Here is a 20,642-nt window from a genome sequence, read left to right as displayed (position 1 = left end):
AAAAAAGCCCGGCAGTGGATGCCGGGCCTGGAATTTATCTACGCAAACAGCTTAACGCATGATTTTGTCACCGCGCGATAAGCCAACCACGCCTGAACGTGCGACTTCAACAATCTTCGCAACGTCCCGAATTGTCGCAAGAAAAGCATCAAGCTTGTCGCTGGTACCCGCCAACTGGACAGTATAAATGGAGGGTGTTACGTCGATAATTTGCCCACGGAAGATTTCTGCACTGCGTTTGACCTCTTCCCGGCCATACCCACTGGCCTGCACTTTTACCAGCATGATTTCACGCTCAACGTAGGCTCCCTGACCAAGCTCATTGACGCGAAGCACGTCGACCAGCTTGTGCAGCTGTTTTTCAATCTGTTCCAGTACTTTTGCATCGCCAACCGTCTGAATGGTCATACGCGATAGCGTGGGATCGTCAGTTGGCGCGACCGTCAGACTTTCAATGTTATAACCACGCTGGGAGAACAGACCAATCACGCGCGACAGTGCACCTGACTCGTTTTCCAGTAACACAGACAATATCCGGCGCATAATTACGTCCTCTCCGTTTTGCTAAGCCACATCTCATCCATACCGCCGCCACGAATATGCATCGGATAAACGTGCTCTCCACCGTCAACGCACACATCCACAAACACCAGGCGGTTGTTACGCACCTGTTCAAGCGCTTCCGCCAGCTTGCTCTCAAGCTCAGCAGGCTGAGTGATTCGCATCCCCAGATGCCCGTAAGCTTCAGCCAGGCGAACAAAATCCGGTAAAGAGGTCATATACGACTGGGAATGGCGACCGGAATAGATCATGTCCTGCCACTGTTTAACCATGCCCAGATAGCCGTTATTGAGATTGAGCACCAGCACCGGTAGCTCATACTGCAGCGCCGTGGAAAGCTCCTGAATGTTCATCTGAATACTGCCATCACCGGTGACGCAAACGACGGTTTCAGCCGGCAACGCCATTTTCACCCCTAAGGCCGCAGGCAGGCCAAAGCCCATCGTTCCCAGCCCACCGGAGTTGATCCAACGCCGTGATTTATCAAAGGGGTAATAAAGGGCTGCAAACATCTGATGCTGGCCGACGTCAGAAGTCACATAGGCTTCACCATTGGTCAGCCGCCAGAGGGTTTCAATAACAGCCTGCGGTTTAATACTTTCGCCCTGCTTATCATATTTAAGGCACTGACGCGCGCGCCACTGATCGATACGCAGCCACCAGTCGCGCAGATCGTCCAGAGGTTGCTGCGTCTCCTCCTGAGCAAGCAGATCCAGCATGATCTCCAGCACCAGACGCGCATCCCCGACAATGGGCACATCAGCCTGCACGGTTTTTGAGATTGACGTAGGGTCGATATCAATATGCAGCACGGTGGCATTTGGGCAGTACTTCGCCAGATTATTGGTGGTGCGATCGTCAAAACGGACGCCAACGGCAAAAATCACATCGGAATTGTGCATGGTCATGTTGGCTTCATAGGTGCCATGCATGCCCAGCATCCCAAGCGCCTGCCGATGAGTGGCCGGAAACGCGCCCAGTCCCATGAGTGAAGAGGCGACCGGGATATTGAGCTTTTCAACCAGCGTTCGCAGTTGCGCTTCACAGCCGGAGGTAATCGCTCCTCCGCCCACATAGACAACCGGTTTTTTCGCGGCGATCAACGTTTGAAGGGCGCGCTTGATTTGTCCTTTATGACCGTGTGTGGTGGGATTATACGAACGCATACTCACCGTCTCAGGCCAGACATAAGGAAGCTTGTTGGCGGGGCTAAGAATATCCTTTGGCAAATCAACCACCACCGGGCCAGGGCGACCGCTGGCAGCCAGCCAGAAGGCCTTCTTCAGCACCCCAGGAATGTCTTCCGCTTGCTTCACCAAAAAGCTGTGTTTCACCACAGGGCGGGAGATACCCACCATGTCGCACTCCTGGAAGGCGTCGTAACCGATTAAGGAGGTTGCCACCTGCCCGGAAATGACCACCAGAGGAATAGAGTCCATATAAGCAGTGGCAATGCCGGTGATGGCATTGGTTGCTCCCGGGCCAGAGGTCACCAGAACCACCCCTACTTCCCCCGTTGCCCTGGCGAGGCCGTCGGCCATGTGCACGGCGGCTTGCTCGTGACGAACCAGCACATGGTCGATGCCACCGACGGTATGTAGCGCATCGTAAATATCGAGGACCGCGCCCCCGGGGTAGCCGAATACTTGTTTAACGCCCTGATCGATTAGCGACCGGACGACCATCTCGGCTCCAGACAACATCTCCATGGTTTGCCTCCAGGCTAGTGTTTGTCGACGGGCAGTAGAATTCATTTCAACTGCCGACTCTGTCGCTCTGCTCAGAACAGGACATTCCTGCATTCTGATTATGAATGGCCGTTACCATAACCGCAGAAAATCTGGCAGGCAATCAGCGCCCCCTCTGCCGCATCCGTCATCAAAAGTGAAAACAGGATGTTAGTTTGCAGGAAATGGTGGAATAGTCTGAGATAAGTAAAGTCGATGATAAATCATCGTTCAAATTGCTGACTGCCCAGTAATTCATGCATTTTTAAATGACCAAAACCCTGGCTGTAAAATGGGTTTCAGCATAAAATTTTGTCATGCATCGCCTGAGCAGTTCAAACCTAAAGAATATACGCGCTTTCGCGAGCAGACATAATTATCGAGAACAAACAGAGACTAACAATTCCTCCATCCATTGATGGCCTTTATCACGCCCGGCGGCTTCATGCCAGGAGAGATAGCAGGTGCGGCTGTTCAATTTTAAAGGAAGCGGTAAGACCTGCAGATGTAATTTTTCCGCAAATTCTTCAGCCAGCCAGCGCGGTGCAATAGCAATAAGATGTGTTTGGGAGACCACGTTTAATACACTTGTTAACGCCATCCCCTGATAAGCAACACTGGCTTGTTTATCTGGCGTATCGTACCAGGGCTGGCTAAAGGATGCGTAACGTTCAAGAGAGACAACAGCATGTTGTTCATTGTAAATATCGCTTTCTCGCAATGGCCCCATAATACGTGGATGGGTTTTACTGGCGACCAGCACCATTTCATCTTTAAAAAGAGGAACGCAACTAAACTCGGGTCGATGAAACTCATCGTAACCAATGACAAATTCCAGCTCCTGATAGCGAAGCTGATGTTCTGTATTCTGATTGACAGAAGACTTAAAGACCAGATGGATATGAGGCGCGATTTTTTCAACGCTATTATAAATAATAGAAGTCAGAAAATTATCTATTGGGCTGCAAACGCAAAGATTAAAAATTCGCTCACTGGTTACGGGTTCAAAACCGGAGCCTGGCAGCTCGTTCTGTACGAGCTGTAACGCCTGTCGGACGGAACCAAAAAGCTGATGCGCGCGTGCGGTAGGCTGGATGCCTCTGCCATAGCGTACGAAGAGTTCATCATTGAACATCACTTTTAGTCGTGCCAGCGCGTTACTGACCGCCGGTTGCGACATCCCCAACGAATGGGCGGCCCGGGTAATATTTTGTTCCTGCATAACGGCATCAAAAATCGTTAACAAATTAAGATCAACTTTACGCAGTTGAGGTTTCAACGCCTCAATGTTCCCGGTGTCTTCAACGTGTTCTTCTGACATTTTCATCTCCACTGTCAAACTCCATCCCTTTTCCGGTAGCAATAACCGCTACAAATATGATTTACCATGCATATAGGATGAGGAAAAGAGAATTTCAATAAAATAGGAATATATAAAGACGTAAAATACATTCAGCCTATCACCCGGCCTGATCGCATTTATCTTCATTAATTAATTCCCGGTACCGATAGTGGAAAATCAAATCATAAATTCAATGAATGCACAATACGGCGAAAACGGATCAGAAATGCGAGCCTGCTAAAATATTTCAAAGAGCATGGACACCATAATTTAACCTAATTTTATCATTTAGACCTATTATTCAGTTTCACTGATACATTTTTATTATTATTCATGCAATTTCATTGAGATACTTACGCCCACAAAAGGGTGTAAAGATATGGCCAGTTGCAAGGGAATGTGCCTTCAGGGAACAAAGATCAGCAAGTATGAAATAGCACAAATACCTTATTTTGTTTTTCCCGTTAAAACCAGCACGATTAGCTAAAACCAGAATCGATGCGCTTCTTGCTTTCCCCTTCTTTTCCAGAACAGAGGGTTGACTTTGAATTCCGTATCCAGTACCACTAATAGCATTACGCATTCATCTGGAGCATGGTCATGATTCGCAATGTTCGCTTCCTCGGTCTACTACTACTAAACGCATTCTGTGTGCGCGGTAGACCGGTGGACGACGCTCAGCGTTAATCATCCTCCAGTTAACACTAAAAACCCGCGCCCTGGCGCGGGTTTTTTTATGCTCGTAGCAAGGCGACCTGAAGAGACAAGGACCAATCCATGAGCCAGCAACAACAAGTCATTATTTTCGATACCACCTTACGTGATGGTGAACAGGCATTACAGGCAAGCCTGAGCGTGAAAGAGAAACTGCAGATCGCTCTGGCGCTGGAGCGTATGGGTGTGGACGTGATGGAAGTCGGTTTCCCGGTCTCCTCCCCAGGCGATTTCGAATCCGTGCAAACTATCGCCCGCCAGGTGAAAAACAGCCGCGTTTGCGCGCTGGCCCGTTGCGTAGAAAAAGATATTGATGTCGCTGCCGAGTCGCTGAAAGTTGCCGAAGCCTTTCGTATTCACACCTTTATCGCCACCTCGCCAATGCACATTGCGACCAAATTACGCAGCACGCTGGATGAGGTGATTGAGCGCGCGGTCTATATGGTGAAGCGCGCACGCAATTACACTGACGATGTGGAGTTCTCATGTGAAGATGCGGGTCGTACACCAATTGCTGACCTGGCACGCGTAGTCGAAGCCGCCATTACCGCTGGCGCGAAGACCATTAACATTCCTGATACCGTCGGCTATACCATGCCTTTTGAGTTCGCCAATATCATCACTGGTCTGTATGAACGCGTGCCCAATATCGATCAGGCGATTATCTCGGTTCACACCCACGATGACCTGGGTCTGGCCGTCGGCAACGCCATTGCCGCCGTTCACGCGGGAGCTCGCCAGGTTGAAGGCGCGATGAACGGTATCGGTGAACGTGCCGGTAACTGTTCGCTGGAAGAGGTCATCATGGCCATCAAGGTGCGCAAAGATATTATGAATGTGCACACCCGCATTAATCATCATGAAATCTGGCGTACCAGCCAGACCGTCAGCCAGATTTGCAACATGCCGGTTCCGGCCAACAAAGCCATTGTCGGCACTGGCGCTTTCGCCCACTCCTCTGGTATTCACCAGGATGGCGTGCTGAAAAACCGCGAAAACTACGAAATTATGACCCCGGAATCCATTGGCCTGAATCAGGTCCAGTTGAACCTGACTTCACGTTCCGGCCGTGCGGCAGTGAAACACCGCATGGAAGAGATGGGTTACCAGGAGAGCGACTACAACATGGATCATCTGTACGACGCCTTCCTGAAACTGGCAGATAAAAAAGGCCAGGTCTTTGATTACGATCTGGAAGCCCTGGCATTTATCAATAAACAGCAGGAAGAGCCAGAGCATTTCCGTCTGGATTACTTCAGCGTGCAGTCCGGCTCCAGCGATATTGCTACCGCCTCAGTGAAATTAGCCTGTGGCGAAGAAACGAAAGCGGAAGCCGCCAATGGCAACGGGCCGGTAGATGCTGTCTATCAGGCGATAAATCGCATCACCGGTTATGACATTGAACTGGTCAAATACGATCTCAATGCTAAAGGCCAGGGTAAAGATGCATTAGGTCAGGTTGATATCGTGGTGAACTACTACGGCCGCCGTTTCCACGGCGTAGGCCTGGCAACGGATATCGTTGAATCCTCCGCGAAGGCGATGGTTCACGTCCTGAACAACATCTGGCGCGCCGCCGAAGTCGAAAAAGAGTTGCAACGCAAAGCTCAAAATAAAGAAAACAACAAGGAAACTGTGTGATGTCGAAGAACGCTCATATTGCTGTTTTGCCGGGAGATGGCATTGGCCCGGAAGTGATGGCGCAAGCCCTGAAAGTTCTGGAAGCCGTTCGTAACCGTTTCGATATGCGTATCACCACCAGCCACTATGACGTCGGCGGCATCGCCATCGATCGTCACGGTAATCCGCTGCCGCAGGCAACGGTAGAAGGCTGCGAGCAGGCCGATGCCATCCTGTTTGGCTCCGTCGGCGGACCAAAGTGGGAAAACCTGCCGCCGGCACAGCAGCCGGAGCGTGGCGCCCTGCTGCCCCTGCGTAAACATTTCAAATTGTTCAGTAACCTGCGTCCGGCAAAACTGTATCAGGGGCTGGAAGGCTTCTGCCCGCTGCGCGCCGATATCGCTGCAAACGGCTTTGACATTTTGTGTGTACGCGAACTGACGGGCGGCATCTATTTCGGCCAGCCGAAAGGTCGTGAAGGCAGCGGTCAGCATGAGAAAGCGTTCGATACCGAGGTCTATCACCGTTTCGAAATTGAGCGTATTGCGCGTATCGCCTTCGAATCTGCGCGCAAGCGCCGCAAAAAAGTGCACTCCATTGACAAAGCCAACGTCCTGCAAACCTCCCTGCTGTGGCGTGAGATTGTTAATGAAGTGGCGCAGGCGTACCCGGACGTTGAACTGACACACATGTATATCGACAACGCCACCATGCAGCTGATTAAAGATCCGTCCCAGTTCGACGTGCTGCTGTGTTCCAACCTGTTTGGCGATATTCTCTCTGATGAGTGCGCCATGATCACAGGCTCTATGGGCATGCTGCCCTCTGCCAGCCTGAATGAACAAGGCTTTGGTCTGTATGAACCTGCTGGCGGCTCCGCACCCGATATCGCAGGCAAAAATATTGCTAATCCGATCGCGCAAATCCTCTCCCTGGCGCTGCTGCTGCGCTATAGCCTGGGGGCAGACGACGCTGCCACCGCGATTGAAAGTGCTATAAACCGCGCATTAGAAGAGGGGGTACGCACCGGCGATTTAGCCCGTGGTGCCGCCGCCGTCAGTACCGATGAAATGGGTGACGTCATCGCCCGTTATGTCGCCGAAGGGGTGTAATCATGGCTAAAACGTTATACGAAAAATTGTTTGATGCGCACGTTGTCCACGAAGCGCCCAACGAAACCCCACTGTTATATATCGACCGTCATCTGGTGCATGAAGTAACCTCACCCCAGGCGTTCGATGGCCTGCGTGCGCACAATCGTCCGGTGCGCCAGCCTGGCAAAACTTTCGCCACCATGGATCACAACGTCTCCACGCAGACCAAAGACATCAACGCGTCTGGTGAAATGGCGCGTATCCAGATGCAGGAACTGATTAAAAACTGTAAAGAGTTCGGCGTTGAGCTGTATGACCTGAACCATCCGTATCAGGGCATTGTTCACGTGATGGGGCCGGAACAGGGCGTCACGCTGCCGGGCATGACCATCGTCTGTGGCGACTCTCACACCGCCACTCACGGTGCGTTTGGTGCGCTGGCATTCGGGATCGGCACCTCAGAAGTTGAACACGTTCTGGCAACCCAGACCCTGAAACAGGGCCGCGCCAGAACCATGAAGATTGAAGTCCAGGGCAAAGCGCCAGCAGGCATCACCGCCAAAGATATCGTGCTGGCCATTATCGGCACTACCGGCAGCGCCGGCGGTACGGGTCACGTAGTGGAATTCTGTGGCGAGGCCATTCAGGCGCTGAGCATGGAAGGCCGCATGACCTTATGCAACATGGCCATCGAAATGGGGGCCAAGGCCGGTCTGGTCGCACCGGATGAAACTACTTTCAATTACGTGAAAGGCCGTCTGCATGCGCCTAAGGGCAAAGACTTTGACGATGCGGTGGAGTACTGGAAGACCCTGAAAACCGATGACGGCGCCGTCTTCGATACGGTAGTCACACTGCAAGCCGAAGACATTGCCCCCCAGGTGACCTGGGGCACTAATCCGGGTCAGGTTATCTCCGTTAACGACAACATTCCCGATCCGGCTTCGTTTGCCGATCCGGTTGAACGGGCCTCAGCCGAAAAAGCGCTGGCCTATATGGGCCTGCAGCCTGGTGTCCCGCTGACTTCAGTGGCTATTGATAAAGTCTTCATTGGTTCCTGTACCAACTCGCGCATTGAAGATTTGCGTGCCGCAGCAGAAGTGGCGAGAGGACGTAAAGTGGCACCCGGCGTTCAGGCGCTGGTGGTGCCAGGCTCTGGCCCGGTGAAAGCACAGGCGGAAGCGGAAGGGCTGGACAAAATTTTCATCGAAGCGGGCTTTGAGTGGCGTCTGCCGGGCTGCTCCATGTGCCTGGCAATGAACAACGACCGCCTGAATCCGGGTGAACGTTGCGCATCCACCAGTAACCGAAACTTTGAAGGCCGTCAGGGCCGTGGCGGTCGCACCCATCTGGTGAGCCCGGCAATGGCCGCCGCCGCCGCAGTGAGTGGCCATTTTGCTGACGTTCGTAGCTTGTAACAGGAGATAATCATGGCAGAAAAATATACTCAACACACCGGCCTGGTTGTCCCTCTGGATGCCGCCAACGTCGATACAGACGCTATTATTCCCAAGCAGTTTTTACAGAAGGTGACGCGTACGGGTTTTGGTGCACATCTGTTCAACGACTGGCGTTTCCTCGATGATAAAGGCGAAGTGCCTGATCCGGAATTCGTCCTGAACTTCCCGGAATATAAAGGGGCGTCGATTCTGTTAGCGCGGGAAAACTTCGGCTGCGGCTCTTCCCGTGAGCATGCGCCCTGGGCATTAACCGATTACGGCTTTAAAACCGTGATTGCCCCAAGCTTCGCGGACATCTTTTACGGCAACAGTTTTAATAACCAACTGCTGCCGATAAAGCTGAGTGATGAAGAGGTCGACGAACTGTTCAAACTGGTTCAGGCCAATCCGGGCATCTCGTTTGAGGTCGATCTGGAGGCTCAGGTAGTGAAAGCGGGTGAGAAGAGCTACAGCTTTACGATTGACCCGTTCCGTCGTCACTGCATGCTCAATGGTCTGGACAGCATCGGTCTGACCTTACAGCATGAAGATGCGATTGCGGCTTATGAGCAAAAACAACCTGCTTTTATGAACTGAGTGGATAACTCCTCTTTAGCCCGGCCCAGCGCCGGGTTTTTTGTTGGCAGCAAATTTGCTGAAATCAAAGCACCCTTTTTCCCTTTTCCCAGACCGTTTATGGTCAACGCTTTTGATTTGATTATTGCCGTCATCGGCTTTGTGATCGCCCTGCACATCGGTTATCGTCACTTTCAGGTGCATGCTGTCCGGATGGCCTGAAAGCACAGCGAAAAGAATAATGGATACCAAGATGACCCAAACGGTAAATGTTAAAAACATCACCTTCCAGGAAGGCTGTACGCTGATTTGCGTCCCTTTAACTGGCAAAACGCTGGAACAGATAAAAACCAGCGCTGTTTCCCTCACGAATGCAGGCGCGGATCTGATTGAATGGCGGGTTGATCATTTCGCTCAGGTGAGTGACGCGGAGCAGGTACACCAGGCGCTTACTGCTATTCGCCAGATAGTGCCCGACATCCCGCTGCTCTTTACCTTTCGTAGCAAACGCGAAGGCGGTGAAACAGAGCTTAGTGATGAAGCCTACTTTGAACTCAACCGCCTGGCGGCAGAGAGCGGGCTGGTCGATTTAATTGATATTGAGCTCTTTAATGATGAAGGGCACATCCGCGCGATCGTTGATGTCGCTCATGCCGCAGGGGTAAAAGTTGTCATGAGTAACCATGACTTCCATAAAACGCCGCCGCAGGAGGAGATCATCTATCGCTTGCGACGGATGCAGGACCTGGGGGCTGACTTGCCGAAAATGGCCGTGATGCCCCAGACCCCGCAGGATGTGCTGACGCTATTGTCCGCCACGCTGACGATGAAAGAGAAGTATGCAACGCGCCCTGTCATCACCATGTCAATGGCAAAAATGGGGGGACTGAGTCGTGTTACCGGACGTCTCTTTGGTTCGGCCATGACCTTCGGCACCGTGGGTCAGGCGTCAGCGCCCGGTCAGATAGCCCTTGCCCAACTGCGTGAAATGATGGATATCCTCTCCTGAAAGCAGCCTGAAAGCGGGCGGCTTCAGGGGTAAATGCCACTGACCGATCGCCGCCGACCGCCTGACGCCGGAAACGGCGTCAGATATCTTTCACCCGACTGGTCAGAAAAAGCGTCACCAGCGACAACCCGGCAATAACCCAGTACACCGAGGCATGGCCATAACTCTGCGCCAGTGCGCCCTGAATAACCCCCGCCAGAATTACGCCCGTCGAGATGCTGTTAGTAAAAAGCGTAGTGGCTGAACCTGCACGACCCGGCATCAGATCCTGGAACCACAGCATGCCAATCCCGGCGATAATGCCGATGAAAATGGCATTAAAAATTTGCAGGCCCAGCAAGGCTTCGTGGCTATGGAACATCAACAAACCCGCGTAGAACAGCACGCCCGCCCCGACAGCGCCGACCATCATTTTGCGTTTACCAAAACGCTTAACGTAGTAACCCGCCAGGATCATCGCCGGAATTTCAAGCCCTGCGGCAGTCCCCATCAGCACACCGGCCAGGCTGTCGGGCAGCCCAAGTACCGTACTAATCCATAACGGCATGTCGATGATGTACATGGTGTTGCAGGTCCACATAAGCGTGGAGGCGATAAACAGCATGCGCACATTTTTATCGCTCCAGCCACTGATCCGGGTCACGGGTACATCGGTCGGCTGTTCAACACGCGCCACCGAGGGCAACCAGCACGCCATCATCACCAGGCTAATCACGAATATCCCGGCGGCAATAACGTACATGGTAGTGAAGCCATAATTGAGCGCCAGCATAAACGCCAGCGGCGGCCCAATCACCCAGGCTACAGAAATCTGCGCACGCATGATGGAACTAAACATCACCACTTCGCGGGCAGAATTATCCGCATACTCACGCGCCAGGGCGAAGAGTTGCGGCATTGCCGTACTGGCAAGCGACGCCAGGAAAACGCCACAGGTGATGAGCGTCAGATAATGGCGATTGAAGGCAAACAGCAGCGCATTCCCCACCGCCATCAGACAGCAGAACATAATCAGTTTGCGCCTGTCGCCCTGCCGGTCAGACCGCTTTGCCAGCGCCAGGCTTACCGCAATCCCGGCGATAGCGTTCACGGTGTAAAACAAGCCTACCCAGAAGGGCTCCACGCCCACTTCGCGGCTGAGAAACAGACTAAGGGTGGGTGCCTGCAGCGCCCCCGCCACCCCAATCATAAACGCGACCATCATAAAAGCGAGGTAAACCCCATTCAGGCGGCGTCCCATCGTCATCAACCAGAGCATAAAGATCCTTCCATGCGTAGAAACGAAAAAAGCCAGCAGATGATACCTGCTGGCGTGGTGATTCGCACCAATACTCAGTCACACATGATGGCTGCGATTCAGGGTTTATACCCGTCATACTTCAGGTTGCATGGGCATTGGCCGCCAGCATCTCTTCCGGTTACTTACTTCATTAAGCGCCTGAAGAATCACTCACTTGCCGCCGTGCTGCAATCCGAATTATTGAGGGTGGAGATCGGGGATGTCACTTCCCACTGCATTAATTCTTCGAGCATTTTCTGACGCTGAACGGCATTCGGGCATTTCAGCCAGGACACGGCCTGTGTCGCGTGAAAATACGCTAAGTAAAACTGCCGGGTGAATGATCTCTTCATACTCCCCTCCTCGCTTTCATCGCAGAGAAGTATTGGCTTAATATAGGGATTAATAAATTGCTGACTTTTTCTCAGGAGTTCCCCTTTTATGTCCTCTGGTCGCCTGCAACAGCAGTTCATTCGCCTCTGGCAATGCTGCGACGGGAAGTCACAAGAGACCACGCTCAATGAGCTGGCCACGTTACTGAGCTGTTCGCGCCGCCACATGCGCACTCTGCTCAATACCATGCAGGAGAAGGGCTGGCTGACATGGGATGCTGAAGCCGGACGCGGGAAACGCTCACGCCTCACCTTTCTCTATACCGGGCTTGCTCTTCAGCAGCAGCGCGCCGAAGACTTACTTGAGCAGGACCGCATCGATCAGCTGGTGCAACTGGTTGGCGATAAAAGCACGGTGCGACAGATGCTGGTGTCCCATCTGGGCCGCAGTTTCCGGCAGGGCCGACATATACTGCGCGTCCTCTACTACCGCCCGCTGCGCAACCTGTTACCTGGTACGGCATTACGCCGTTCCGAAACCCATATGGCCCGGCAGATTTTCAACGCCCTGACCCGCATAAATGAGGCAAATGGGGAACTGGAAGCGGACATTGCCCACCACTGGAAGGAGATTACGCCCTTACACTGGCGATTTTATTTGCGCCCCGGTATCCATTTTCATCACGGGCGTGAGCTGGAGATGCGTGATGTGATTGCCTCGCTTGAGCGCATCAGTACGCTGCCCCTCTACTCTCATATCATCGGGATCTCCTCCCCCACCCCCTGGACGCTGGATATTCATCTGAGCCAGCCGGATCAATGGCTTCCGTGGCTGGTCGGGCATATCCCGGCGATGATCCTCCCCCAGGAGTGGGAGACCCTGCCTGACTTCTCCAGTCATCCGGTTGGCACCGGCCCTTATGCCGTCACTCGCAACAATAGCAACCAGCTGAAGATCCATGCCTTTGAGGATTATTTTGGCTTTCGCGCGCTGATCGATGAGGTCAACGTCTGGGTACTGCCGGAAATCGGTGATGAGCCTAACGGCGGCCTGACCATTGACGGCCCGACCGACAGTGAACAAGCCATCGAAAGCCGCCTCGAGGAGGGATGCTACTATCTGCTCTTTGACACGCGTTCGACGCGAGGCGCAAACCCGGCGGTACGCGACTGGATAAGCCAGGTGTTATCCCCCACCAACCTGCTTTACCACGCTGAAGAGCACTATCAGCGCTACTGGTTCCCGGCTTACGGCCTGCTGCCACGCTGGCATCATGCCCGTCCCACCGGCGGAGAAAAACCCGCCGGACTGGAGTCGCTGACCCTGACCTTCTATCGCGATCATAACGAACATAAAGCTATCGCCAACACCATGAGCGCCCTGCTTGCCAGCCAGGGCGTGCGCCTGGAGATTCAGGAGGTGGACTATGTGGAGTGGCATGCGGGCGAAATCATCAGCGACATCTGGCTAAACAGTGCCAACTTTACTCTGCCGCTCGACTTCTCTCTCTTCACGCATCTTTATGAAGTCCCCCTCATCCGGCACTGCATACCCCTTGACTGGCAGGGCGATGCTGCAATCTGGCGTGCCGGAGAGTTGAATCTTGCGGCCTGGTGTCAGCAGTTGCTGGAGAGCAAAGCGATGGTGCCGTTAATCCACCACTGGCTGATGATTCAGGGCCAACGAAGCATGCGCGGACTACGGATGAATACGCTCGGCTGGTTTGACTTCAAATCGGCCTGGTTTGCCCCACCCGATCCTTAATGCTTTCCGAAAACTTACAAAATCATTACACTATTGCGGTGCTCAACGGGGTGCTGCGCGTCAGGCGTGTGCTGAGAAAATACCCGTCGAACCTGATCCGGATAACGCCGGCGAAGGGATTTGAGGCTCTCACTCAAAATCCTTTGCCACCTACATTTTGAGGTGCAAAGTGCTAAAAAACGTTCTGCCCGTCCTGCTGCTGGTTGCAGCTCCCGTATTTGCCAAACCGACCCTCACCGTTTACACCTATGACTCTTTTGCCGCCGACTGGGGCCCCGGCCCGGTAATAAAAAAAGCGTTCGAAGCTGACTGCAACTGTGAACTGAAGCTGGTCGCGCTGGAAGATGGCGTCTCGCTGCTTAACCGTCTGCGTATGGAGGGTAAAAACAGCAAAGCTGACGTGGTGCTGGGACTGGACAACAATCTGCTCGAAGCAGCAACCAGCACCAACCTCTTTGCCAAAAGCGGCGTCGCCACTGATGCGGTTAAGGTACCAGGCGGCTGGAAGAATGACACCTTTGTCCCCTTTGATTACGGCTGGTTTGCCTTCGTTTACGATAAAACCAAACTGCAGAACCCGCCGAAAAGCCTGAAAGAGCTGGTTGAAAGCGAACAGAAATGGCGCGTGATCTACGAAGATCCACGGACCAGCACACCGGGGCTGGGTCTGCTGTTATGGATGCAGAAAGTCTATGGCGATAAATCATCAGACGCCTGGAAGAAGCTGGCGGCGAAGACCGTCACCGTCACTAAAGGCTGGAGCGAAGCTTACGGTCTGTTCCTGAAAGGGGAAGGTGACTTAGTGCTGAGCTATACGACCTCTCCGGCTTACCACATCATTGAAGAGAAAAAAGAGCAGTACGCCGCCGCTAACTTCAGCGAGGGACACTACCTGCAAGTTGAAGTCGCGGCCCGCACCGCCGCCAGCAAAGAGCCTGAGCTGGCAGAAAAATTCCTCAAATTCATGGTGTCTCCGGCGTTCCAGAACGCCATCCCTACCGGCAACTGGATGTACCCGGTAACCAACGTGGCGCTGCCGGCGGGTTTTGATACGCTGGTGAAACCTCAAACCTCCCTTGAGTACACCTCTGAACAGGTGGCAACTCAGCGCGCCGACTGGATCCGTGCATGGCAACACGCCGTCAGCCGCTGATTCCCGGCTGGATGGCGCCCGGCCTGACCGCCGCTACCGTCATGGTAGCGGTAGCGCTGGCCGCCTTCCTGGCGCTCTGGAAGCACGCCCCCGCGTCTGAACTGACGGAGGTCTTACAGGACAGCTATCTGTGGCACGTGGTGCGTTTTTCCTTCTGGCAGGCGTTTCTCTCAGCCCTGTTCTCCGTGGTTCCGGCTATTTTTCTCTCCAGAGCGCTCTACCGACGTCGCTTCCCGGGGCGAATGGCGCTGTTACGTTTGTGCGCCATGACCCTGATTCTGCCGGTGCTGGTGGCGGTCTTTGGCATTCTCAGCGTTTACGGTCATCATGGCTGGCTGGCGTCGCTATTTTCCGCACTCGGACTGAAGTGGTCCTTCTCACCTTATGGACTCCAAGGCATCCTGCTGGCCCATGTCTTTTTTAACCTGCCGATGGCCTCACGTTTACTGCTTCAGGCGCTGGAACAGATCCCCGGTGAGCAGCGCCAGCTTGCGGCACAGCTGGGTATGCGAGGCTGGTCCTTTTTCCGCTATGTCGAGTGGCCGTGGCTGCGTCGACAAATTCCCCCCGTCGCAGCACTGATTTTCATGCTCTGCTTTGCCAGTTTTGCCACCGTGCTGTCGCTGGGCGGCGGGCCGCAGGCGACTACTATTGAACTGGCCATTTACCAGGCGCTGAGCTATGACTTTGACCCTGGCCGCGCGGCACTGCTGGCGCTGATTCAGATGGTCTGCTGCCTGGGGCTGGTTCTGCTCAGCCAGCGCCTCAGCAAAGCCTTTGCCGTGGGGAGCCATCAGATTCAGGGCTGGCGCGATCCGCAGGACAGGCTCTTTAGCCGCATCTGTGATGTCACCCTGATTGCGCTGGCGCTGCTGCTGCTTCTCCCGCCGCTGCTGGCGGTGATGTTTGACGGGCTGAACCTCAGCATGCTGAACATGCTCTCACGTCCGGTGCTCTGGCAGGCGGTCTGGACCTCGTTACGCATTGCGCTCTGTGCGGGGCTGCTCTGCATTGTCTTCACCATGATGCTGCTCTGGAGCAGCCGCGAACTGCGCGCACGCCAGCAGATCCTGGCAGGCCAGGCGCTGGAGATGAGCGGCATGTTGATTCTGGCGATGCCAGGCATTGTCCTGGCGACCGGGTTTTTCCTGCTGCTGAACGACAGCATTGGCCTGCCTGGCTCAGCGGATGGCATTGTGATTTTTACCAACGCGCTGATGGCGGTTCCCTATGCTCTGAAAGTGCTGGAAAACCCGATGCGTGACATTACCGCGCGCTACAGCCTGCTGTGCCAGTCGCTGGGTATGACGGGAGTGCGTCGCCTGCGGGTGGTGGAACTGCGAGCGCTGAAGGTGCCGCTGGCGCAGGCGCTGGCCTTTGCCTGCGTACTCTCCATCGGTGATTTTGGGGTGGTCGCGCTTTTTGGTAACGACGATTTTCGCACCCTGCCGTTCTACCTTTATCAGCAGATAGGTTCCTATCGCACCCAGGACGGGGCGGTCACGGCACTGATACTGCTAATACTCTGCTTCTCACTGTTCACCTTTATTGAAAAACTTCCGGGACGCCATGCTAAGACTGATTGATGTAACCTGGTTGTACCAGCATCTGCCCATGCGCTTTACACTCTCGGCAAGACAGGGTGAACGTATTGCCGTACTCGGCCCCAGCGGTGCGGGAAAAAGCACATTGTTAAGCCTGGTTGCAGGTTTCCTGGCCCCGGCGAGTGGCACCATCATGATTGAAAACCGGGAACATACGCACACGCCACCCGCAAAACGCCCGGTATCGATGCTGTTTCAGGAAAACAACCTCTTTACCCACTTAACCGTCAGGCAGAACATAGGACTGGGGCTGGATGCCGGCCTGAAGCTGTCCAGCGCGCAATCCAGCAAACTGGAGACCATTGCTGCCACTATGGGGCTGGAGAGCCTGCTTAACCGGCTACCTGGCGAGCTTTCCGGTGGGCAGCGTCAACGTGTCGCTCTGGCCCGCTGCCTGGTGCGCGAACAGCCGGTGCTGTTACTCGACGAACCCTTTTCAGCCCTTGACCCGGCGCTGCGCCAGGAGATGCTCGTTCTGGTTCAGGAAGTCTGTCACCGCCAGCAGTTAACGTTGCTCATGGTCTCTCACAGCGTCGAAGATGCGGCGCGCATTGCGCCTCGTTCGGTAGTGGTGGCTGACGGGCGGATCGCCTGGGATGGAGAAACCGACACGTTGCTGAGCGGCAGCGCCCCGGTCTCCGCCCTGCTGGGCATCAGGTGACGACTTTCACGAGTATTTGCGCATAGACCGGCATCAGCGGATGGCGCACAAGAAGGGTGACCGCAATGGCTGCCACACACACCAGTAACGGCGTTAACCAGTAGAGGCGCTGGCGGGGAAGATAAGCGGAGAGTTTATCACGGCCACTTTTCTGGCTGCGCCAGAGTCGCCAGCACATCCAGCCAGCCAGCCAGACAAGCACCGCCGCCAGCACCAGCAACCATTTGAATCCACCGCTCTGTTCCCCCGCCGGAATATCAATGGCTGCGCCCGCCAGAATACCAGGCAGGAAGTAAAACGGCGGCCAGAGCAGGCAGCCAATGATATTAGGCACCACAAATTTGGCAACCGGCAGGTCAAGCATACCTGCGACCATCGGGATAAGCGGGCGAGTAGGGCCGACAAAACGCCCCACCAGAATGGTGAACATACTGTGCTGGTGCAGCGCATGTTCGGTTTTATCCAGTAACGCTTTGTTCTTTTGAAGGAAAGAGAGCCGGTGCAGAGGGCGCTTAAAGCGCCAGCCGAGCCAGAAAGAGATCCAGTCCCCCAGCAGGCAGCCGACAATTCCCGCCAGCCACGCATGCCAGAAATTCACCTCACCGCTGCCAATCAGCGCCCCCAGCCCCGCCATCATTACCGTGCCCGGGAGGATTAACCCCACCAGCGCCAGCGACTCAAGAAAGGCCACCAGCGCAATCGCAATCAGCGAATAGGTGGCTGACTGCGTCATAAAGTGTTCCAGCAAAGCTTGCATAGTCTATCCGGTTGAGTAACGACGCCGGGATTGTCCGGAGCCGAACCACAAGGGTCAATCCTTAATTATCCGAATAGTTTAGCGAGTAAGATATTCACCCGCGAAATTCATTGCGCTTCTTTACCCTTTATTCACATCCTGCACGAAATTCGCTGGGGCTGGCACCGGTGCATTTTTTGAATACCCGTGAAAAATAGAGCTGATCTTCAAAGCCCACGTTGCGCCCGACGCTGGCAATCGGCATACGCGTGGTACTCAGCAGCAATTTGGCCTGGCTGATGCGCTGATCCTCGCGCCAGCTCAACACGCTAACGCCCAGCTGCTGGCGGAACAGATGCGACAGGCGCGAGGGTGAAAGGCAGACATGCTGCGCCACACCTGCAATATCGAAATGGCTATCGGCCAAATGGTCGCTGATATACTGGCAGGCGTCGCGAACCCGATTATCCAGCGGAGGATGGAGAGATTCATTAATCGCATCCATACGTCGCAGCAGCAGTTGTTCCAGCAGGTTAATCGCCAGCAGTTCGGCATAACGTCCGCCACTCTGCCCGGCATCAATGATTTGTCCAAACAGCTCGCTGAACTGCGTCAGATGCTGTTCATCCGGGCGATAAAAACCGGTCTGGGCGAAAATAGTCGGCCAGCTTAACCACTCATGCCAGTAGGCACGGGGGCGGAAATAGACCCACTGATGATACCACTCGCTGGCATCGGGGTGGCGACCATAGTGGTGAATCTCACCGGGGGGGAAGAGCAGCATATCGCCGGGGCGGCAGACATACTGCTTGCCATTGTTATCAATTACCCCTTCCCCCCGGATGGTGAAGTTCAGAATGTATCCCTTCATGCCGAGGGGACGGTCGATGAAAAAATCGAGGTAACCTTCCGACTCAATGGGGGTCAATCCCGCTACCAGGTGGGCATTAAACGAGTAGCCAGGCAGCAGTGGATCGTTTTGAGATTCAGCCATAAACGCAATACTCCGGATGTCAGTCAGGAAACCAATTGTCCATATTGATACGCGCTTCATTCCCCCCACATGTTGACCGGGCACAAGGAAATGATCGCCACTTTCAACCCCGCCTGATAAAAGCAGTTATGCCAGTTTAGCGCATATTATTGGTAGAGAAAGGGCCAACCAAAGTGTCTATAAAGGCGGCAGAAATGTCCACATCGAATTTTTGCACGGCGTCACACTTTGTACTTACATAGCATTTTCGTCCATAAGATTAGCGAATACAGCCTGACGCTTTTTTCAGCCGATCACTATGTTTCTCCCTAAGGTAACTCTTCATGGAGCAACACGATGGCAATTGCAATTGGCCTCGATTTTGGTAGCGACTCGGTACGCGCACTGGCAGTGGATTGCGCGTCCGGAAATGAAATCGCCACCAGCGTAGAGTGGTATCCTCGTTGGCAGGAAGGTCGTTACTGCGACGCCGCCAACAACCGCTTTCGCCACCACCCCAGGGACTACATCGAGTCGATGGAAGCGGCGATCAAAGCCGTGCTGGCACAACTGACAGAGACGCAGCGTCAGGAGGTAAAAGGCATCGGCGTCGACAGCACCGGCTCAACGCCAGCCCCTATTGATGCTGAAGGTCGCGTACTGGCTCTGCGACCGGAATTCGCCGACAACCCCAACGCGATGTTCGTGCTGTGGAAAGACCATACGGCAGTGGAAGAAGCAGAAGCGATCACTGCACTCTGCCACGCACCGGGCAAGACCGACTATTCACGCTATATCGGCGGTATTTATTCCAGTGAGTGGTTCTGGGCCAAAATCCTTCATGTGACCCGTGCAGACCGCGATGTTGCTCAGGCTGCCGCCTCGTGGATTGAGCTGTGCGACTGGGTACCTGCCCTGCTCTCCGGTACCACCCGACCACAGGATATTCGCCGTGGACGCTGTAGCGCCGGGCATAAATCGCTATGGCATGAGAGCTGGGGCGGTCTGCCGCCAGCGAGCTTCTTTGACGATCTGGACCCGCTGCTCAACAAACACCTCCCGACCCCGCTCTTTACCGAGACGTTCACCGCCGATCTGCCGGTCGGTACGCTGACGGCGGAGTGGGCGCAGCGCCTTGGCCTGCCTGAAACCGTCGTTATCTCTGGTGGCGCATTTGACTGCCATATGGGAGCCGTAGGAGCCGGGGCACAACCTAACACGCTGGTCAAAGTGATTGGCACCTCAACCTGCGACATCCTGATTGCGGATAAACCCAGCGTGGGGGATCGGGCGGTAAAAGGAATCTGCGGGCAGGTGGATGGCAGCGTGGTGCCGGACTTTATCGGGCTGGAAGCCGGGCAATCTGCCTTCGGTGACATCTACGCCTGGTTTGGCCGCATCCTTGGCTGGCCGCTGGAGCAGCTGGCGATTGAGCATCCGGAACTGAAAACCCAGATCAAAGCCAGCCAGAAACAGCTTCTGCCGGCACTGACCGCCGCCTGGGCGAAAAACCCCTCTCTGGAACATCTGCCCGTGGTACTGGACTGGTTTAACGGCCGCCGTACCCCGAATGCGAATCAGCGCCTGAAGGGTGTTATCACCGATCTAAATCTTGCCACCGACGCTCCGGCGCTCTTTGGCGGGCTCATCGCCGCCACGGCCTTTGGCGCGCGCGCCATCATGGAGTGTTTTACCGAACAGGGTATTGCTGTGGACAACGTCATGGCACTGGGCGGCATCGCGCGCAAAAACCCAGTCATCATGCAGGCCTGCTGCGACGTACTCAATCGTCCGCTGCAAATTGTTGCCTCTGACCAGTGCTGTGCGCTGGGTGCGGCCATTTTTGCAGCCGTCGCCGCGGGTGTGCATACCGATATCCCGGCCGCGCAACAGCAAATGGCCAGCCAGATCGAAAGCACGCTGCAGCCCGCCACTGCGCAAGCCCAGCGTTTTGAACAACTCTATCGCCGCTATCAGCAGTGGGCAAAAAGCGCCGAGCTTCACTATCTCCCGGTAGCCGCGCCAGCACCGCAGGCAGCGCTCACTCACTAAGGACA

Annotated in this window: 18 protein-coding genes and 1 riboswitch; of the genes, 11 read left to right on the top strand and 7 right to left on the bottom strand. The window is 54.6% G+C overall.

The genetic code is table 11. The features are described 5' to 3' along the window. Positions 1-51: 51 nt before the first annotated feature. The 3 genes from ilvN to leuO all read right to left on the bottom strand — a co-directional run bounded on the left by ilvN (position 52) and on the right by leuO (position 3,609). A complete protein-coding gene (gene ilvN / locus KXR87_RS05085) occupies positions 52-543 on the bottom strand; it encodes an acetolactate synthase small subunit (protein WP_437431170.1) in 492 nt (163 codons plus the stop codon). 2 nt (positions 544-545) lie between these two features. Then, entirely contained in the window at positions 546-2,270 is a 1,725-nt protein-coding gene (gene ilvI / locus KXR87_RS05080; RefSeq protein ID WP_437431169.1) for an acetolactate synthase 3 large subunit, read from the bottom strand. 394 nt (positions 2,271-2,664) lie between these two features. Continuing rightward, on the bottom strand, positions 2,665-3,609 hold the full coding sequence (leuO, locus tag KXR87_RS05075) for a transcriptional regulator LeuO (RefSeq protein ID WP_437431168.1): 945 nt from the start codon (positions 3,607-3,609) through the stop codon (positions 2,665-2,667). A 615-nt stretch (positions 3,610-4,224) separates the two neighbouring features. On the opposite strand from leuO, the gene leuL reads away from it, so the two are divergent. The 6 genes from leuL (at position 4,225) to aroD (ending at position 10,082) form a co-directional block, all read left to right on the top strand. Further along, positions 4,225-4,317: a leu operon leader peptide gene (gene leuL / locus KXR87_RS05070; RefSeq protein WP_437431167.1), complete on the top strand. Its 93-nt coding sequence runs from the start codon at positions 4,225-4,227 to the stop codon at positions 4,315-4,317. A gap of 90 nt (positions 4,318-4,407) precedes the next feature. Further along, positions 4,408-5,985, top strand: a complete 1,578-nt coding sequence (leuA, locus tag KXR87_RS05065) for a 2-isopropylmalate synthase (protein WP_437431166.1) — start codon at positions 4,408-4,410, stop codon at positions 5,983-5,985. Further along, entirely contained in the window at positions 5,985-7,076 is a 1,092-nt protein-coding gene (gene leuB, locus KXR87_RS05060) for a 3-isopropylmalate dehydrogenase (protein WP_437431165.1), read from the top strand. The genes leuA and leuB overlap by 1 nt, the downstream gene beginning before the upstream one ends. Before the next feature lie 2 nt (positions 7,077-7,078). Further along, a complete protein-coding gene (gene leuC / locus KXR87_RS05055) occupies positions 7,079-8,476 on the top strand; it encodes a 3-isopropylmalate dehydratase large subunit (RefSeq protein ID WP_437431164.1) in 1,398 nt (465 codons plus the stop codon). A 12-nt stretch (positions 8,477-8,488) separates the two neighbouring features. Continuing rightward, positions 8,489-9,094 carry a 3-isopropylmalate dehydratase small subunit gene (gene leuD / locus KXR87_RS05050; RefSeq protein WP_437431163.1) on the top strand — a complete coding sequence of 202 codons (606 nt, stop codon included), beginning with the start codon at positions 8,489-8,491 and terminating at the stop codon, positions 9,092-9,094. A 232-nt stretch (positions 9,095-9,326) separates the two neighbouring features. Next, positions 9,327-10,082, top strand: coding sequence for a type I 3-dehydroquinate dehydratase (aroD, locus tag KXR87_RS05045; RefSeq protein WP_437431162.1), 756 nt, complete (start codon positions 9,327-9,329; stop codon positions 10,080-10,082). Positions 10,083-10,161: 79 nt separating this feature from the next. Here the strand turns inward: aroD and KXR87_RS05040 are convergent, their stop codons facing one another. Both KXR87_RS05040 and sgrT read right to left on the bottom strand, forming a co-directional pair. Next, a complete protein-coding gene (locus tag KXR87_RS05040; protein ID WP_437431161.1) occupies positions 10,162-11,340 on the bottom strand; it encodes a sugar efflux transporter in 1,179 nt (392 codons plus the stop codon). 188 nt (positions 11,341-11,528) lie between these two features. Continuing rightward, entirely contained in the window at positions 11,529-11,714 is a 186-nt protein-coding gene (sgrT, locus tag KXR87_RS05035) for a glucose uptake inhibitor SgrT (RefSeq protein WP_437431160.1), read from the bottom strand. 88 nt (positions 11,715-11,802) lie between these two features. Here sgrT and sgrR point away from each other — a divergent pair, with 88 nt between their 5' ends. From sgrR to thiQ, 4 genes are all read left to right on the top strand, one after another. Then, a complete protein-coding gene (sgrR, locus tag KXR87_RS05030; RefSeq protein ID WP_437431159.1) occupies positions 11,803-13,458 on the top strand; it encodes an HTH-type transcriptional regulator SgrR in 1,656 nt (551 codons plus the stop codon). Between the two features lie 36 nt (positions 13,459-13,494). Further along, positions 13,495-13,595, top strand: a riboswitch (TPP riboswitch). Between the two features lie 32 nt (positions 13,596-13,627). Further along, positions 13,628-14,611: a thiamine ABC transporter substrate binding subunit gene (gene thiB / locus KXR87_RS05025; protein WP_437431158.1), complete on the top strand. Its 984-nt coding sequence runs from the start codon at positions 13,628-13,630 to the stop codon at positions 14,609-14,611. Beyond that, complete coding sequence (gene thiP / locus KXR87_RS05020) at positions 14,587-16,197, top strand: thiamine/thiamine pyrophosphate ABC transporter permease ThiP (protein WP_437431157.1); 1,611 nt, start codon at positions 14,587-14,589, stop codon at positions 16,195-16,197. Before thiB ends, thiP begins: the two co-directional genes overlap by 25 nt. Beyond that, positions 16,181-16,876 carry a thiamine ABC transporter ATP-binding protein ThiQ gene (gene thiQ / locus KXR87_RS05015; RefSeq protein WP_437431156.1) on the top strand — a complete coding sequence of 232 codons (696 nt, stop codon included), beginning with the start codon at positions 16,181-16,183 and terminating at the stop codon, positions 16,874-16,876. Before thiP ends, thiQ begins: the two co-directional genes overlap by 17 nt. Here the strand turns inward: thiQ and KXR87_RS05010 are convergent. Next, positions 16,869-17,633 carry a DedA family protein gene (locus tag KXR87_RS05010; protein ID WP_437431155.1) on the bottom strand — a complete coding sequence of 255 codons (765 nt, stop codon included), beginning with the start codon at positions 17,631-17,633 and terminating at the stop codon, positions 16,869-16,871. The genes thiQ and KXR87_RS05010 overlap by 8 nt on opposite strands. A 127-nt stretch (positions 17,634-17,760) precedes the next feature. After that, the gene (araC, locus tag KXR87_RS05005; RefSeq protein WP_437431154.1) at positions 17,761-18,606 is read right to left on the bottom strand and encodes an arabinose operon transcriptional regulator AraC; all 846 of its coding nucleotides are present in this window, start codon (positions 18,604-18,606) and stop codon (positions 17,761-17,763) included. A 336-nt stretch (positions 18,607-18,942) separates the two neighbouring features. Here araC and araB point away from each other — a divergent pair, with 336 nt between their 5' ends. Then, on the top strand, positions 18,943-20,637 hold the full coding sequence (gene araB / locus KXR87_RS05000) for a ribulokinase (RefSeq protein WP_437431153.1): 1,695 nt from the start codon (positions 18,943-18,945) through the stop codon (positions 20,635-20,637). Positions 20,638-20,642 lie beyond the last annotated feature (5 nt).

This window comes from Yokenella regensburgei (genome assembly GCF_051486985.1).
Taxonomy (GTDB): domain Bacteria; phylum Pseudomonadota; class Gammaproteobacteria; order Enterobacterales; family Enterobacteriaceae; genus CBFFRJ01.
Note: the sequence above shows the minus strand (reverse complement) of the source record. Positions and strands in the feature narration are given on the sequence as shown.